Here is a 17214-nt window from a genome sequence, read left to right as displayed (position 1 = left end):
ACTTCGCCAAACAAGCGCAACAGGACAACGAACGACGCCATTATGCCAAGAAAGAGCGCATCGCCGACCTGTGGGAAGCCGACCGTGCAGTTTTGCTTACCCTGCCGGAACACGGTTATGAGGCCTTCCGTATGAGTGCAGCCGTGGCGAACAAATACGGGGAAATACGTGTGGATGAGCATACGATCCCTTTGGCAGGCCTGGTTCAGCCGGGGAAAGAAGTACTTATCCAAATCTTCTGGGACCGCCTGGTGCTTCTCACTTCCCAGCAGCAGCGAATTCGGGAAGTGCCTCGTCCCTATACAGGACGAACCGCCGATATCCCTTGGGAGCAGGTGTTTACGAATCTGCTTCGGAAGCCTCGAAGCGTCACGCATTCGCAATTTGTCCGCATGCTGCCGGAGGCTCTCCAAACGTATGTTAAGGCCACCGATTGGGCCGAACGCAAAGAACGATTGCAGGCGCTTTTGCACTGGAGTGGGGTGTACGAGATGGAACACATCCGGCAGGTGCTGGAGGAGTCTGGACCTGAGGCAACCGTGGCTCAGTTGAGTGCCGCTTTAGGTATCCTGCAAAGTAACCGGGATATTCCGGCAGCATGGCCTGAGACACTGTCTCCGCCAGGTACCCAAACGGCAGAATCGCTAGAGCGCTATGACCGCCTGATGGGGGTGAGTTAGGATGGGAAGAGATTTAACCGAGCTTTGCCGGCAGCTCCGACTGGCCCATGTGGTGGATTATGTGGCTGGGCAGGATGAGAAAACAAGCGAACTCGTGGAAAAGCTGCTGCTCGCAGAGCGCGAAGGCAGACGCCGAGCCAAGCTGGGAAAACTGGTCCAGCAGGCTGGGTTTCCTCATTTGAAGACGTTTGATGGATATGTGGAAGAGCATATTACATTCCCCAATGGACAACCGTTAGACGTTTTGAGGGAACTGGCGTGGTTAGAACAAAAGGAGAACCTGCTCTTGATGGGCGCCGTGGGCACCGGAAAAACTCATATGGCAACGGCATTGGGCGTGGAGGCTTGCAGACGGGGACAAGCTGTACAGTTTTACCGCGCCTCGGATCTGGTCGCTGTGCTGCAGGAGAAGTTTGCAGCCGGTACACTAACCCGATTCCGGGAAAAGCTGAGAAAACTGGACCTTCTCATTTTGGATGAAGTCGGATATGTACCCTTTAGCCAGACCGGATCCGAGCTGCTCTTTAACGTGATTGCCGATTGCTATGAGCAGCAAAGCGTGATTGTGACGTCCAATCTCGAATTTGGACAATGGACCTCGATCTTTGGTGACACCAAGCTCACTTCTGCTTTAGTGGACCGTCTGGTACACCATGCTCATATTCTTTCTTTCACAGGCGAGAGCTTCCGGCTCAAGCAGGCCATGGACCGAATTCCGCAGTAACGATTATGCTGGCAAGTGACCTCGGCACTTTTCGCAGCAAAACTCAGCATTTTTCACTTGCAAAAAACACACGGACTTAACGAACTTCCATTTTTAGATTTTCATCCAGACCAGTTCGGACAGTTATCTATGGCCGATTATAGCTGGTATAAATATGGATACGGAGAAGGATATGAAGAAGGTAAAACTAAAAGAACAGATGAACTTAAGAAGAAGGCAAAGAATGCGGGATATAAGTATGGTTTGAGTAATGAAGACATTTGGACTCCTAATAATTATATGAGTAATACGTCGGTTAAAGAAGCATATGAGTTGGGATTCCGCGAGGGACGCGTCAAAGCGGTGGAGAAATTAAAGAAGGCCTCCGAAGATGATGGTTTCAAAGCAGGTTATAACTTGATTCCACTCACAATCCCAGATGACCTCCCTAAAGTTTACGAAGCATCTTTTAGAAATGGATATGAGAATGGATACAAAGCCAAGATAAAAGATGCCTTCCAAGAAGGTTACATGATTCATTATAATTCTTTGGAATACGATCCTAATACATATTTAAAGTATCCTGATATACAGCAAAGCTATAAGGAAGGCTATGAAATGCCGGATAAGTATCAAAAAATTGCTTTTGAAATTGGAAGCAAAAATGAAGCCCTTATAGTGCCAAACGAAATCCGTGAAAACGACTACCTGCTTGAAATGTTTTATACTCACTACCAAAAAGGTAAAGATGCATGGCACCAAAAAAAAGAACTATACAACACTATATTTTATATAACAGTTTTAACATTAATAATAGTTGGATATTTTCTTTATCAACGATTTAAATCTAAGAAACTATGAGAAACCAAATTAAGAATGAAATGAATCATCGATAATAGTTTTATATATGTTCCAAACCAGGCGAAAAAATATAAGTTGTTGAAAGAAAATTAACTATTAGACTGGAAAATATAGTTGTAGACTGAGAAAATAAAGTGTTAGACTGAAATCGTCATTAAACTAACGGGAGATTATTTTGTCTACTGATGTCATTCCAGAACAAAGAAAAAAAGGTGGTGTGGTTTTGAGTTGGGATACTGATGAGGACGGTAATTATAGTTTTAAAGGCGATGTGAAGTCGTTAGGTTTCACGGATGAAGAGCTTGAGGCAATTGAATTCCGTATTTCGTTAAGGCTATCCTATGAAGATTTGAAGTCCTTTATAATTCAAGACGAAGGGTTCATCTATGATCCCTATGATGATGAGTATTTAAGACTTCCTACGGGAAGAGTGGTCCTCATTCCTTATGATATTTATGTTGAAGATATTCTCAGCCAAGTTGATTAGTAGGGGACAAGAACATGATCCCATTGAAAGTCGCTATTTTAGCGGCTTTTTTTGTTTTATCGGAACAAGTTCTTGTCCCGATTGCCGTAAAGGTCTAATTGTCGGGGGACAAAACATGATCCCTTTAAAGTCGCTAAATTAGGGGCTCTTTTGGTTTATCGGTACAAGTTCTTGTCCAGACTCGAGGACAAGAACTTGTACCGATTGCCGAAGGACAAGAACATGTTCCGAATGTGATTAGCTCTAATTAATTAAGCTAATGGACAGAATAATTCAATAGTTTTGGTAATACTTTACTTTTGGGGTTATTTGCGAAGTTCGTACGGGTTATATGAAGCCGCGGTTCTGAGGGAGGGGATAGAGGAAAATAGGGCAATCAAATTATAGGAACTCAATATAACAAATGTTATAATTTACCTCACTAAATGAATATGTGGAGGTTAGATCCTATATATGAGATACACTTTCATCGCGCCAATTATCTCTATGAAAGTCAATGAAACTTTAAATAGGGGAATTCGGTTGAAACCCAATATGCGACTGTCGAACAATATGGATTTCATAGAGAGATTGATGCAGACAACGGATATGTATGAATGGATTGGAGCGATTGGTTACCATGAACTAAAAAAAGCAACATATATTTATGTGGAGGGAGAAGTTTCCGATCTTCATAACACATATGGTTTATACGAGAACTATAAATACTGTTTTGCATTTCTCAGAGAGATATCACACTATCTGGAACTTCTCTGGGAATTAAAAGACCACAGTTCTTTTGTGAGAGATGGCTTTATCCATTTTCATAATTGTGTTAATCCTAAAGACGGAGAAACACAGAAAGCATCATTATCTAATGTCCTTTCAACAAATGATGGGCAACACGTAATAACTACATTCACACGAGAAGAGTTGAATAGAGCTTCGACTAAATTTAACAATCTGAATTTTGATTTCTCAGTAACTCGCTCTGACGGGCAGTATGCATTAATGAATCCTTTAACTAAAGATATTATGGATAGATCAGAACGAGTAAGGTCATTTATTATAGTGGCAAGATGTGAGTCTATACTTCCATTTAAAATTTTCAATTATTGTACTGCGCTTGAATGTTTATTTACTACTGATAACACTGAGGTATCACATAAGATTGCTGAGAGAGCAGCCTTATTAATTGGAGAATCATTTGATAATCGAATAGAGATTTTCAATCTCATAAAAAAAGCTTACGGAATTCGCTCAAAATTGACACATGGACAAGCAATAAATGAATCCGAAGAAAATTTGATTAGATACTCACAAAATTTAGACGAGATACTTAGAAATATAGTAAATATTCATAACGAGTTTATGTCGTACAATAAGAATCAGCTCGAAGATTTTTTCACCAATCTGCTCTTTGATTGATTGTTTATGAATATGGTAACTCGCCCCCGATTTTGGGGACTGAGTTATCTTGATATAGTACTATCTCTGTGGGCATAGAGCGACTAGCAAAGATAGCGGTTATATTAATCGAACATAATAACTTACAGGCAACAAGAGTTTGAAGAAGCTTGATAACACATAATCATTTACCTAAGAAATACAAATGTAATACATTGCAGCTTCACTGATCATATAGGCCGTATATCGACAGCAGGATGACGGTACGCATCCGATGAAGCCATGCATGGTGAAGCGAACCGGTTCTTAGACTGAAAAATGAAGTATTAACCGTGAAAATAAAGTTGTAGACTGGGCCGCAGGGTTAAGCTGTGAATTGATTCTCGTCATCAAAAACAAATGTCGGGTGACAAAAACATAGTAAAATTAGAAGCCGCTGATTAAGCGGCTTTTTATATTTATGTTATCAAGTTCTTGTCAAAACGCAATGACAAGAACTTGATAACATTCCCAACAGATGACAAGAACATTGTTACATTCCCGATAGGATTTCATCGACGGCGACAGACGCCCTTTTATTAAACTAACGGGCAGGTTAGCGGAATATTCAATATGATGATTCCAAAAAGTGAACCTTAGAGTGAAATGACATAAGAGCGTTGAATGGGAAATTTATTGTAATAGTATCTTTTATATTAATAATGTGCCATATATTTCGATTGTAAAATATGGAAAAATTTTATGTGAGCTTAGATTATATAAAATGCTGGGGGGGAAGAAGTTGAGTGTTTTTAGTTAAGTTGACACCGTATTTTTGGTATGAACGAAAACGAATTGTTATCTCATTAGCCAGCCTGATGTGTGCAACGGCATTGGGGCTTGTGTATCCAAACCTGCTTCGAATTCTTGTCGATAACATCATAATGGATGGTAAGTTCGAGCTGGTGCCTAAGCTGTCTCTATTCATCGTTGGAGTTATTGCGCTCAAAAGCTTGTTGCAATATATTCACGGTTTTGTCGGAGCCAGAGTTGGCAATCGGCTGGTGCTGCGGCTGCGCAATACTTGCTATGAAAAGCTTCAGATGCTGCCGGCGAATTACTATGACAAGGTGAAGACCGGCGATCTGGTATCACGGATGACTTCAGATCTGGAAGCAATACGAAATTTTATCGGGTTTGACTTTGCACAATTTATCAATATGGGGCTGACTATCGTATTTGGATCTCTGCTCATGCTGTGGATTGATTGGCGACTGACGCTGCTGACACTGCTGTTGTGTCCACTGTTGATATTCATGACATTTCGTTTCGAAGGCCATATTCATCCTGCATATCGGGGGATCCGACAGTCGATGGGGAGGTTGTCTGCTACTGTTCAGGAAAATATTGCGGGTATCAGAACGGTAAAATCATTTGCCCGTGAAGATCATGAAGTGGATAAATTCGCGGTGCACAATGAAACATATCGCCAGGCTCAGGTTGAAGCATCGGACGTGCTGGCCAGATATTATCCAGTAATTGAGCTGTTGGCGAATTTATGCCCGGTATTATTGTTGTTGTTTGGTGGCTTGCAGGTGATTCACGGGTCACTCAGTCTTGGTGAATGGGTACAGATGTCCACCTTGACCTGGTTGATTGTGTCACCAATGTGGTGGATTGGATTTCATATCAATAAATATACTCAGGCGAAAGCATCTGGAGAGCGTGTTATTGAATTGCTTGATCATCAAACAAGCTATAGACGATCTAATTGCACGTTAGATAAGCCGACTGGCATACCAATCCAAGGCGATGTATCGTTTGAACAAGTGTCGTTTGCGTATGGGGATGACACATCAGCTTATGCGCTGAGCGAATTCACCTTGCAGTCTGCTTCTGGCTCCGTAATCGGAATCATAGGAAGGACAGGCTCAGGCAAGTCCACTGTAATGCATTTGCTCACGCAGGCTTATGAAGCAGCCGCTGGAAAGATTCAGATCGATGGGGTTGAGTTTGATCGTTGGGACCCTGAGATTTTGAAGGAAGCCATAGTTCCGGTCTTTCAAGAAACCTTTCTGTTCTCTGCATCGATCCGTGACAATATCAGCTATGGTGTGGATGAGGTGACAGACGAGCAAATCATGGAAGCCGCTGTAATGGCACAAGCTCATGAATTTATCGAGCGTCTTCCGAAAGGCTATGACACCGTTATTGGAGAGCGCGGATTAGGGCTCTCAGGGGGGCAAAAGCAGCGTATCGCCATTGCTCGTGCACTGATTCGCAATCCGAGAATTTTGCTGCTGGATGATGCCACGAGTGCGGTGGATGTAGAAACTGAAGCCAAAATCTTGACTGCGTTGAAGGAATATATGAAGGGGAGAACGACCTTTATTATTGCTCATCGAATTTCCTCGGTCTGGCATGCTGATGAGATTATTGTGCTGGACAAGGGAAAGATCGTTCAACGTGGACAGCATGAACAGCTCGCAGCTGCTCAAGGTCTATACCGGGATATTTATGAAGTTCAAAGCTCGGGATTGATGTCTTAGCAGCATGGGATATTCGTTGATAGGAGGAATTCTTATACATACTGGTGGTCAAGCTGCGACCGGAAACCATAAGGAGAGCAAGATGTTGCGGCGCGACAAGAAACATCGCTTTGTGTATCCAGATGATGCGGTCATGAAGTCGACCTATAGCTGGAGATCGATGCTTCGGCTGCTTCAATATATTCTGCCTTATTGGAAGCAGCTCGTTCCCGTTGCCGTCATGCTTCTGATCGGAACGCTCACGAAGCTTGCGATCCCGATTCTCATCGTGGCTGCAATCGATCATGCGATCAACCCAGTAGATGGAGAGGGCAGCTCGATGCTCCTGCTATGGTATGTAGGCGGCATGCTGCTGCTTTATCTCATTCAAAAGAGCGCGGGCCGATATCGGATTCGATACATGAATCGAATCGGTCAGCGCATCATCAGCGATCTGCGACTGGCTTTGTTCCAACGAGTGCAAGCCTTGCAGCTGCGTTTCTATGACCGTCATACGGTCGGATCGGTGCTAGGACGAATCACAGGAGATGTGAATGCAATGGAGGAGCTGCTGACGAACGGGGTTGTCACCATGCTGATGGATAGCATCCAGCTCATCGGGATTGCTGTTGTTCTGCTGATATGGAATTTTAAGCTTGGAATAGCCGTCATGCTGGTAGTTCCGTTGATGTTCATGGTCTCGATGGTGCTGCGTAGAAAAATACGGTTTTCCTTTCAAAGCCTGAGGTTCAAACAGACGCGAATTAACGCCCATCTAAACGAATCGATTCAGGGAATCAAGGTGACGCAAGCTTACGGACAAGAACAGCCGAATATTCATTTTTTTGAGCGAATTAATAGCGAGCATATCAAGGAATGGGACAAGGCATCGGCTTTGAATCAACTGTTCGGACCGATGATTGAGCTAACCAGTGCAGTAGGCACCCTCATCTTGTTCTGGTATGGATCCTTCCTCATTCAAAGCCAAGCCATCACGGTAGGCGTATTGATCGGCTTTTCCAATTACATAGCCAGCTTCTGGGAGCCGGTTACTCGACTCGGTCAGCTGTATACACAGCTATTGGTGGGAATGGCTTCTGCCGAACGTATCTTTGAATTTATGGACGAAGGGTCCAGGCATATGGAATTACCGAATGCCAAAAAGCTGCCTGAAGTCATTGGCGAGGTGACATTGGAGGGAGTTCAGTTTGAATATGAGCAGGGAAGGCCGGCGCTACAGGATATTCATCTGAATGTTCGAGCTGGAAGCACAGTCGCGCTTATCGGCAACACAGGTGCCGGCAAAAGTACGCTCGTACATCTGTTGGGACGTTATTACGAACCGAGCCAGGGCCGCATCCTGATCGATGGAATTGATATTCGTGAAGTTACGCTGCATAGTCTTCGTTCCCAGATGGGTGTCGTGCTTCAGGATACGTTTATATTCGCGGGTACGATTCGCGAGAACATCCGTTACGGCCGACTGAATGCATCAGATGAAGAGGTCGAAAAGGCGGCAAACATGGTATTCGCTCATGAGTTCATCAGTGAGCTTCCACAGGGATACGACACGGAGCTTCAAGAGCGAGGGGTTTCATTGTCCATGGGTCAGAGGCAGCTGTTGGCCTTCGCGAGAGCGGTGCTGGCGGATCCACGGATTCTGATTCTGGACGAAGCGACAGCGAATATCGATACCGAGATGGAGGTCAAGATTCGGAAGGCGCTAAGCCAGATTCAACAGGATAGGACAACTTTTATCATTGCACATCGTCTGTCTACGATTCGAGATGCAGACCTGATTGTTGTCATCGATCAAGGAAGGATCATAGAGCAAGGCAACCATGTGGAACTGATGAAGCGGCAGGGAGTTTATCGCAAGCTGGTTGAAGCGCAGTAAAGGAAAAAAGGTGTAATGGGCATGTACTAATTGATATTGAAGGGAGTTAGGCCATGAATGATTTTGTAACGGTAAGTGTCATGATGGAATCAGGGAAGCGGGCCATATTCGAACGTATATTGTTCGGGGTGGAGTATGCAGGCGAGAATAACGGGGTAGCAGTGAGCGTTGGAGACTCGATGCCGTTTGCTGTAACGGCTCGTCCAACAGATTCGAGTGATTGTGTGACAAGCCTGGAGTTTACTTTTTATACGGAAATTCGAAACTACCACCAAGCAATCCTTCCAGACAGCGGCAGATGGTTTTTTAACGGCTCTCGTATTGTTACGTTCTGGCGCTCTCTTAGAGAGCTTGAGACCGGAGTTGACGACACGAAGCTGCCGCTCTATATATTCACTGGGAAAAATCGCTTTACGGAGCTTGCCGCAGGGGTGATCGGGGAAAATTATGAAACCTCGTTCAAGCTAGTCGAACCGGAATCGAATCGTGCGTTGAATGTACATACTGGCCATATTGCCTTTCAGATTAAACGCGGCACGGAGCAATATCCGATTCCGAAGCGAGTCTCCCAACAGAAAGAGGACCGGGCGATAACGGAATACTTGTATTATCAGGATAGGAGAAAGGATCCAACTCCGCAGCCATGGGTCATGACGATTCGTGATTTTACGGATTTCCAGCGTCGATTATATGCCCTAAACGATCTGAAAGTGGAAGCTTCGATGTTTCCGGTATGGTGTACCTGGGCAGACTGGCACAGCAATGATATGACCAGCGATATGATCCTTGAAAATGTAAAGCTGGGATTGGAGCTCGGTATTCGCAATTACATCATCGATGACGGTTGGTTTGGCCCTGGACTGGACAATGATTACAGTGTTCCGCTGAACATCGGCGATTGGGAACCAGATCCGGAGAAAATTCCGGATATGACAAAGCTGGTTCACGAGATTAAGGAGCAGGGGGCTGTGCCGATCATATGGTGTGCGCCGCATGCTGTTGCCGCAGGGGCTCGGTGTTATACAGAGCGGGAACCGCTCTTGATCGCAGATGAGTCGGGCAGCCCTATTATTAATCCGACCCAATTCTACTCGCTTTGCTTTATGAATAAAGAGGCGAGAGAGGTCATGGCGGATATCTGTGTCCGATTTATAGAAAAGTGGGACTTCGATGGCGCGAAGTATGACCTATTCAACTGGGTGCCCAACGTCCCATGCTGCAATCCGAATCATCATCATGACGTCTCCACGATGCTTGAAGGACTAGAGCAGACACTGGCATTGATTGAAGAACGCACTCGCAGGCTAAAGCCGGACTATATTGTGGAGCTCAAGCAGAACTATGGAACTCCATCTTTCTCAAGATATGGAACTATGATGCGTGCGGGCGATGGACCTTACGATCCGGAGAGCAATTTCCTGAGAACTTTGTTTATCCAAGGCTATACACCGTACGCCTTGAATGACTATCAGATTATCAAGGGGTTTGAAAAGCCTGAGGATACCGCGGTGGCCGTCATTAAGATGATTGCAGTCGGCATCCCTGCTTACAGTGTGGACCTCAAGAAGCTGTCCACCGAACAGCTGTGGACCATTCGCAGATACAATGCATGGTACAACGAGAACCTTGCCATGTTTATGAACTATCGTGAACCGCTGGATGCCGAAGCCAATCTTATCAAGCTGACGGCTCCGGAGGCCGATGAGGATATTCTGTTCCTCGTCAATCATGGAAGCCCGCTTGAGATAAACCGTAATACCACAGTTATCAACGGTACGTATCAACCTGATCTGTTTGTGCGCAATCTTTGGGACGAAGCGGGTGCTATGCAGGCAGAGGTTTACGATTGCTGCGGAAGCTTGATAGAAACCATGCCCGTCTCGTCGGGCTGGAATGTGCTGAAGATGCTGCCGGGTGGCATGGTCAAAATAACGATCCAATAGGGGGGAACATCCATGTTAACAACAGAACAAACATTGGCAATGATCAAAACGGAAAAAGCGCAGGCGTTATTGGTGAATATGTACGGACAAGAGCATTTGGCACAGCAGACATCGCGCTATGAATCGTTGATTCATGCTTATCAGAAGCACTTCGGCGACAACGAGATTCTTTTGTTCAGCGCCCCGGGCCGTTGCGAAATTGGTGGCAATCATACGGATCACAATTATGGCAAGGTGCTGGCAGGCAGTATTAATCTCGATACGATTGCCGCAGCGGCAAAGGTCGAGGAGCCTGTCATCACGTTCATTTCCGAAGGCTATGCGGACACCTACGAAATTGATCTCACCGACCTGTCACCACAGCCGGGAGACGATGGGACTCGCTCGCTCGTCCGGGGAATTGCCGCAGGCTGCAAGGAATTCGGGTATGAGATTGGCGGCTTTACTGCCTATGTATCCAGCAGCGTATTCTCGGCGTCGGGCCTAAGCTCATCGGCTTCGTTCGAGATGCTGATCTGTACGATTCTAAGCTCGTTCTATAACCATGGATCTCTCGATGCGGTTGCGATGTCCAAGATTGGCCAATATGCTGAGCATCAATATTGGAACAAGCCTTCAGGGCTGTTGGATCAGATGGCCTGCGCCTATGGCGGATTGATAGCAATTGACTTTAATGACCCAATCCACCCAGAGATCCGTCCCCTCGAATGCGATTTCCAGAGTAACGGGTATTCCTTGGTCATTGTCAATACAGGCGGCAATCACGCTGATCTGACAGAGGATTATGCTTCGGTTCCTCACGAGATGCATGCCGTGGCGAAGCTGTTTGGGGTTCAGGTATGCCGCCAAATCTCTAAAGAACAACTGTATGCGAGCATGTCTGCTGTCAGGGAGCAGGCGGGAGACCGCGCGGTGCTGAGAGCGTTGCATTTCTTCGAGGAGAATGAGCGCGTCGATGGGCAGGTAAAAGCGCTGGAGGAAGGGCAGTTTGACGAATTTCTGTCACTGGTTAACGAATCAGGCAATTCGTCATGGAAGTGGCTTCAAAACTGTTATCGCAGTCAGGATGTGAAGGAGCAGGACATCCCGATTGCACTGGCGATAACCGAATCGTACATCAAGATGATCGGACAGGGCGCATGCCGAGTTCACGGAGGTGGATTTGCTGGAGTGATCCTCGCAATTCTTCCGAACGACAAGGTTTCGAACTATAAAGAACAGGTTGAAGCTACGTTGGGTACCTCCGTGCTGGTCATTCAAGTTCGCGAACACGGAGCCATTGAATTCAATCGATTTGTATAAAATGAAAGCCACTGGCGGGCATTTCACATGTCACCGTGGAACCCTATAAACCAACGTGTCGACCGTTAGGCCGGCATGGCGTTGGAATCGACAATCCCAGTACTACTGGAAGGGAGTAATGTTTATGAAGCCGCAATTTATATATGGAGCAGATATATCGTTTCTGGACGAAATCGAAGTGGCTGAGGGCAAGTTTTACGATGAGAGCGGCGTAAATGATGCCCTGACGATCATGTCTCAGAACGGAATCAACTCGATCCGGCTGCGAATTTGGAATGATCCGGATGGTGGGTATTGCAACCTGAAGCGAACGCTGCATATGGCGAAGCGGATTAAGGAGAAGGGGATGCACCTGCTCCTCTGCTTTCACTATTCTGATGTATGGGCCGACCCCAAGCATCAGACAAAGCCTAAAGCTTGGGAAGCTCTGGATTATCCCGCACTAAAACAAGCGTTGTATGAGTATACCCATGATGTGGTCCAGGCTTTACAAGATCAGGGAACACCGCCGGATATGGTTCAGATCGGCAATGAAATCACCTTTGGCATCGTATGGGATACGGGCAGTGTAAATGGGGAATTAGGCGAATCCGAGGAGCAATGGAACCAATTCACGGAATTGATGAAGACGGGAATTTCCGCAGTCAATGCCATCGATCCAGCGATTGAGGTGATGGTTCATATCGATCAAGGCGGAAAGAATGACGTCTGCCGCCGCTTTCTGGATCGATTCGAACAATTGGGAGTAGAGTATGATACGTTGGGTCTATCTTTCTATCCCTGGTGGCACGGCACCTTGATGGACCTGGAGAAGAATATGGCAGACCTCATTACCCGATATAACAAGGATATCGTGGTTGTTGAAATGGCATATCCGTGGACGCTGGATACGTTGGGGCCGGTGATCATCGTAGATAGTGAGGAGAAGCTGCATGAGGGTTATCCCGCGACAGAAGAGGGACAGGCAGCATATATGCAAGAGTTTATCCAGTTGCTCAAGAGAAGCCCGAACAACAGGTGTAAAGGCTTCCACTACTGGGAACCATGCTGGATTCCATGTAAACAGGATTGGTCGGTCGGTCATCCGAATAATTGGTCTAATCTGACGCTCTTTGATTATGAAGGACGTAAGCTGAAAGCCTTGGAGATGATCAAAACGGCAGTGGAAAGTTAGTGGGTGATCCATAACGTTGCCAGGAATAATCGGGAAAGAGGAACGTCTATGAGAATATGGACAAGACTATGCTCGATCGGGCTGCTGTCGTTATTTTTTGGTGTCGGTATGCAAGGCTGTGTTCTTACTGATGGCGGTAATGGCGGCGGAGCGGGTGTCGGTTCAAGTCAGACGATCACCATCGGATATCAATCGCCAACTGCAGAGACCTGGGGCGCGCTGATTATGAAGCATGAAAAGCTGGTGGAGAAGTATTTAAAGGTGGTTGCGCCCGATGATAACGTTCGTGTGGAGTGGTTTGATGCGCCTGCTGGATCGGTGTTGAACAATAATATGATCGGCGGAAAAGTGGACTTGGCCTTCCTAGGAGATATGCCCTCTCTGCTGAATGGCGTCGAGGGGATCACCCGCGATCAGTACAGCTCGGTTCTGATTGCACTGGACGGCAAGGGGAAGTCAGGGAAAAATCAGTCGGTGGTTGTACCATTGGATAGTCCTATAGACAGCATTGAAGGCTTAAAAGGAAAAACGGTTTCCACCCCGATCGGAAGCAGTGCCCACAGAATGCTACTGGATACGCTGCGGCTGCACGATCTCATCGATAAAGTCAACATTGTCGATCAGTCTGTCACCGTAGGACTGCAAAGCGTGGAGCAGGGCAAGGTGGATGCTCACGCGACATGGGAGCCGTATCCCAGTCTGATCGAATATCGTAACGCAGGGAAAGTGCTGCAATCGGGAGAAGCGACGAATATCGATTACTTGACCGGAATCGTAGCGAATCGGGGCTGGGCTGAGCAACATCGGGATTATGTGATCGCCTTTCTGATGGCTCTTCATGAAGCACATCGTTATGTGGTAGAGCATCCTAAAGAAGCGGCAGCGATATTTGAAGCGGAAAGTAAGTACCCGCTGGCGGTTTGCGAACGGATGGTTGAATCGATTCGGTATGATGCCGCATTTTATGAGAAGGATATCCAAACGTTAAACAGCAGTGCAGTGTTTCTATCCGAGATCGGGAAGTTAAAGAAGGAACTAGATATGGATGCTTTTATCGATGACAGTTATCTAAAGGAAGCGATGCAGGCTTTGGATAAAACCTATTTGACAGGAGAGGAGATAAGCGGAGATTGGATATCAGGCAAAGAACTGTAATAAATCAAAGATCGTCAGCGTTTTTCAAAAGCAAGGGGATTTCTGTGAAATTAAAACGAGTGAAAGTGGATGGATCGGTATTCATCAAAGGGATGTCCGTCCTATGCTTTCTGATCGCATGGCATGTTGCGGTTGTTACAGACGTCATGTGGCCTCTGCAGTTTGGGAACTTGCCAACTCCAGTGGCGGTGCTAACAGAATGGGTTGAGTTATTCGGACAATCAACCTACTATATGGATATTATGATCAGCTCCTATCGTGTGCTTCTAGGAATTATCCTTGCATTTTTCTTAGCTGTCCCCATAGGTTTAGGCATGGGGCTGTCGCGGAATGCGAGTAACCTGTTCATGGTGAACATGGAAATGTTCAGGCCCATCCCATTGATTGCGTACCTGCCGATCGTCATGTTGCTTTTCAGTACAATAGAAAGCAGCATCATCTTTATCACTTTTCTTGGAGCTTTTTTCCCTTTGCTAATCAGCACCAGAGATGCAGCGCGTAGAATCCCCGTTCAATTCGTTCATGCTTCGCGCAATTTGGGCTGCTCAAGAGTCCCGTCTTTAATCAGGGTATACCTTCCCGCGATGGCTCCTGAGATATTCACAGGTTTCTCCGTAGGGATCGGCGCATCGTGGATGGGAGTGATTACAGGCGAGATGATGTCGGGCCAGACTGGGATCGGTTATACGACCTGGCAGGCCTATCATCTGTTGGACTATTCCCAGTCCATCATTGGGATGTTTACGATTGGACTTCTGGGCTCCTCCTACTCCGGTATCATTCGTTGTGTGGAAAAAGTCATGATCAGGTGGAAATGATAGGGGGATCAGGCATGTATATCGACATACAGCAAGCTTGTAAAACATTCCAGTCGGGGTCGGACGACACGATAGAGGCCTTGAAGGATATTACGCTTTCTGTCAGCCAAGGCGAGTTTATATCCTTAATCGGTCCATCGGGCTGCGGCAAAAGCACGTTATTGAAAATGATTGCAGGCATTGAGCGGCCAGATCAAGGTACGGTTTGCTTTGAGGGGAAGGAAGTATCGGACCTCTCGCCGGAACGCGGATACATATTTCAGGATTATGCTTTGTTCCCTTGGCTAACGGTTCGGCAAAACATTCAGTTCGGATTGCGTCATAAAGGCAAATCACGCAAAGAACAGAAGCTCATAGCCGAGGAATATATTGAGAAGTTTAAATTAACCGGTGCTGACCACTTGTTTCCATACCAGCTTTCGGGTGGGATGAAGCAGCGAACAGCCATCGCTCGCGCATTGTGCCTCAAGCCGGGGCTTCTTCTCATGGACGAGCCCTTTGCGGCATTGGACACAATCCTTCGGTATAAGCTTCAGGAGGAGTTGCTTCGAATATGGGGGCTGGAGCAGGTGACAGTCTTAATGGTAACTCACGACATTGAGGAATCGATCTATCTATCTGACCGGATTATTGTGATGTCGTCTCGTCCCGGCTTCGTGAAGAAGGAGCTGTCTATTCCATTAGAAAGACCAAGAATGCGAACAGAACCTGAATTCATGCGGCTTAGGGAACAGTTGACCCAACTGCTGCGAGAGGAAATAGAAGTATGATGCTGGCTGCTGGAGTCCAATTCAAGGATGAGACGATGCACGTATGAATCATAGTGTGAACCATGACGGCAGGATGATTAAAGAGTTCCTTTCCTATCTTTACTCCTGAAGGAAAATGGGTATCTCTTCCCGGCGCAACGGCGACCCAGAGAGAAAAAATAACTAAATAAACTGATGGATGAGGTCCGGGAAGACTGAGTACACTTGTACGTCGCTCTTATAAAGGTAGTTGAAAGGAAACTTTGTGTTCATTAATAGACTCTGCTGGCATGTCACTGGCAGAGTTTTTTCATTCTCGAAATATGATTCCAAAAACAGTCCATCAGCAGGTTTGACTTTGACCTTCTTTGGCATATGTCCAAAATACGGATTTTGTGAACATATCTATGAAAAACCGCGTAGCGACGCGGGTTTATCGGTCCATGTTATCCAGATGCGCCGGGGAACGCCGCGAATCAGGCTTATAGCGTCTATCTAAAGTGACCTGAAGGATACTTCCTATAGCGGTGTGTTTTTTTAATACGACAACGGAGATAAACAAATTTCTCTTAAAATAAAAAACCTTCGTATTAAAGACGAAGGTTTTTTATAGAGGATATTTAAGCTTTATTCCTTTGACGATGCAATGTCAGGAAATAGATCTTTAATCAAATTGATATGTGCTTTGTTATAAGTCAGAATACCGACTTCCTGTAAAAAACATTCCCCTCTTAGATGAAACGGTTTGTGTTGAATTGTAAGCATGTACTCATCATCTACGATAATTCGAGTGCCTCTTATATCAGGGTATTCCTTTGACAAAACAGTTTTTACATTTGATTTTTCTTTTATTTTTGAGACTACAGAGTTTGATCTATTCCCATGGCCAATATAGATCGCCGAATTTTGAGAGATTGCTTCTATTAAGGTTAGCAGGCTATATTCACTCTTTTCTAACATATACAAATTATCTGTGATAATGGTAACCTCTCTAGGTTTCTTTTGGGTTAGAGATCGTAGAATGTCTTGATACTCTTGGTAAATCATAAGTCGATCTGTAAAATAACTGTTGTAGATATGATCCATGTCTATACTTGAACCTTGGAGGTGAGTCACAAACTCAAAGCGCTTATCCTCTAAAGTTTGTATGTCATACACTTCTTCAGGATACCAATTGAAGAAGTTAGATCTTCTTCGTAGTTTGTGTTCCCATGTATCATAAATTTCATCAAATGATTTTGGATGATTTTTCATTTGCTCTCTTAGACATGTGTAATACAAATCTTTATTATCACTGCTTATCAGTTCAAACACGATGTTGTCAGTATCTCGGGAGTAGTATACATGTGCTGGAATTTGATCGTATACGCGGTCAAAATCCTCAATTGAAATGACCCGGTATAATTCGTCCATACCAACAGTTTCATCTTCCATATATCTATCCCGATTAACTCTAACTCTTATATTGAGCATTTTGCATTAATCGGAGCCCTTGATACAAAAGGATTTCCAGACATAAAAAAGGGACTTCACCCCAACTTGGCGAAGTTTT

The 17214-nt window shown here is 45.4% G+C and carries 13 protein-coding genes and 1 pseudogene; 13 read left to right on the top strand and 1 reads right to left on the bottom strand.

Features of this window, described 5'->3' with window-relative positions; translation table 11 throughout:
• From HII30_RS21005 to HII30_RS20945, 13 genes and pseudogenes are all read left to right on the top strand, one after another.
• Positions 1-680 (top strand): annotated as a pseudogene (locus HII30_RS21005) (hypothetical protein); the annotation flags it as partial.
• Between the two features lies 1 nt (position 681).
• Positions 682-1404: an IS21-like element helper ATPase IstB gene (istB, locus tag HII30_RS21000; protein ID WP_169507001.1), complete on the top strand. Its 723-nt coding sequence runs from the start codon at positions 682-684 to the stop codon at positions 1402-1404.
• Between the two features lie 57 nt (positions 1405-1461).
• A complete protein-coding gene (locus tag HII30_RS20995) occupies positions 1462-2244 on the top strand; it encodes a hypothetical protein (protein ID WP_169507000.1) in 783 nt (260 codons plus the stop codon).
• A 175-nt stretch (positions 2245-2419) separates the two neighbouring features.
• Entirely contained in the window at positions 2420-2731 is a 312-nt protein-coding gene (locus tag HII30_RS20990; RefSeq protein WP_169506999.1) for a hypothetical protein, read from the top strand.
• Positions 2732-3319: 588 nt separating this feature from the next.
• A complete protein-coding gene (locus HII30_RS20985; RefSeq protein WP_211184721.1) occupies positions 3320-4138 on the top strand; it encodes a HEPN domain-containing protein in 819 nt (272 codons plus the stop codon).
• 764 nt (positions 4139-4902) lie between these two features.
• Positions 4903-6645 carry an ABC transporter ATP-binding protein gene (locus tag HII30_RS20980; RefSeq protein WP_343045144.1) on the top strand — a complete coding sequence of 581 codons (1743 nt, stop codon included), beginning with the start codon at positions 4903-4905 and terminating at the stop codon, positions 6643-6645.
• Positions 6646-6727: 82 nt separating this feature from the next.
• Positions 6728-8521, top strand: a complete 1794-nt coding sequence (locus HII30_RS20975; RefSeq protein ID WP_169506997.1) for an ABC transporter ATP-binding protein — start codon at positions 6728-6730, stop codon at positions 8519-8521.
• 53 nt (positions 8522-8574) lie between these two features.
• On the top strand, positions 8575-10464 hold the full coding sequence (locus HII30_RS20970) for an alpha-galactosidase (protein ID WP_169506996.1): 1890 nt from the start codon (positions 8575-8577) through the stop codon (positions 10462-10464).
• Positions 10465-10476: 12 nt separating this feature from the next.
• Positions 10477-11766 carry a galactokinase gene (locus HII30_RS20965; protein ID WP_169506995.1) on the top strand — a complete coding sequence of 430 codons (1290 nt, stop codon included), beginning with the start codon at positions 10477-10479 and terminating at the stop codon, positions 11764-11766.
• Positions 11767-11890: 124 nt separating this feature from the next.
• Positions 11891-12940, top strand: coding sequence for a glycoside hydrolase family 53 protein (locus HII30_RS20960; RefSeq protein WP_169506994.1), 1050 nt, complete (start codon positions 11891-11893; stop codon positions 12938-12940).
• A 48-nt stretch (positions 12941-12988) separates the two neighbouring features.
• Positions 12989-14095 carry an ABC transporter substrate-binding protein gene (locus HII30_RS20955; RefSeq protein ID WP_169506993.1) on the top strand — a complete coding sequence of 369 codons (1107 nt, stop codon included), beginning with the start codon at positions 12989-12991 and terminating at the stop codon, positions 14093-14095.
• A gap of 44 nt (positions 14096-14139) precedes the next feature.
• Positions 14140-14913, top strand: coding sequence for an ABC transporter permease (locus HII30_RS20950; protein WP_343045143.1), 774 nt, complete (start codon positions 14140-14142; stop codon positions 14911-14913).
• A gap of 14 nt (positions 14914-14927) precedes the next feature.
• Positions 14928-15683, top strand: a complete 756-nt coding sequence (locus tag HII30_RS20945; protein ID WP_169506992.1) for an ABC transporter ATP-binding protein — start codon at positions 14928-14930, stop codon at positions 15681-15683.
• A gap of 606 nt (positions 15684-16289) precedes the next feature.
• Here the strand turns inward: HII30_RS20945 and HII30_RS20940 are convergent.
• Positions 16290-17096 carry a hypothetical protein gene (locus HII30_RS20940; protein WP_169506991.1) on the bottom strand — a complete coding sequence of 269 codons (807 nt, stop codon included), beginning with the start codon at positions 17094-17096 and terminating at the stop codon, positions 16290-16292.
• Positions 17097-17214 lie beyond the last annotated feature (118 nt).

The organism is Paenibacillus lemnae (genome assembly GCF_012933385.1).
Taxonomy (GTDB): Bacteria; Bacillota; Bacilli; order Paenibacillales; family Paenibacillaceae; genus Paenibacillus_AQ; species Paenibacillus_AQ lemnae.
This window is presented reverse-complemented; position numbering and strand designations above follow the sequence as displayed.

Excerpts from the sequence above, each read along its gene's own strand:
- HII30_RS20945 (WP_169506992.1), top strand. The coding sequence starts at position 14,928 with ATGTATATCGACATACAGCAAGCTTGTAAAACATTCCAGTCGGGGTCG.
- HII30_RS20965 (WP_169506995.1), top strand. The coding sequence starts at position 10,477 with ATGTTAACAACAGAACAAACATTGGCAATGATCAAAACGGAAAAAGCG.
- HII30_RS20970 (WP_169506996.1), top strand. The coding sequence starts at position 8,575 with ATGAATGATTTTGTAACGGTAAGTGTCATGATGGAATCAGGGAAGCGG.
- istB (WP_169507001.1), top strand. The coding sequence starts at position 682 with ATGGGAAGAGATTTAACCGAGCTTTGCCGGCAGCTCCGACTGGCCCAT.
- HII30_RS20940 (WP_169506991.1), bottom strand. The coding sequence starts at position 17,096 with ATGGAAGATGAAACTGTTGGTATGGACGAATTATACCGGGTCATTTCA.
- HII30_RS20955 (WP_169506993.1), top strand. The coding sequence starts at position 12,989 with ATGAGAATATGGACAAGACTATGCTCGATCGGGCTGCTGTCGTTATTT.
- HII30_RS20985 (WP_211184721.1), top strand. The coding sequence starts at position 3,320 with ATGTATGAATGGATTGGAGCGATTGGTTACCATGAACTAAAAAAAGCA.
- HII30_RS20975 (WP_169506997.1), top strand. The coding sequence starts at position 6,728 with ATGTTGCGGCGCGACAAGAAACATCGCTTTGTGTATCCAGATGATGCG.
- HII30_RS20960 (WP_169506994.1), top strand. The coding sequence starts at position 11,891 with ATGAAGCCGCAATTTATATATGGAGCAGATATATCGTTTCTGGACGAA.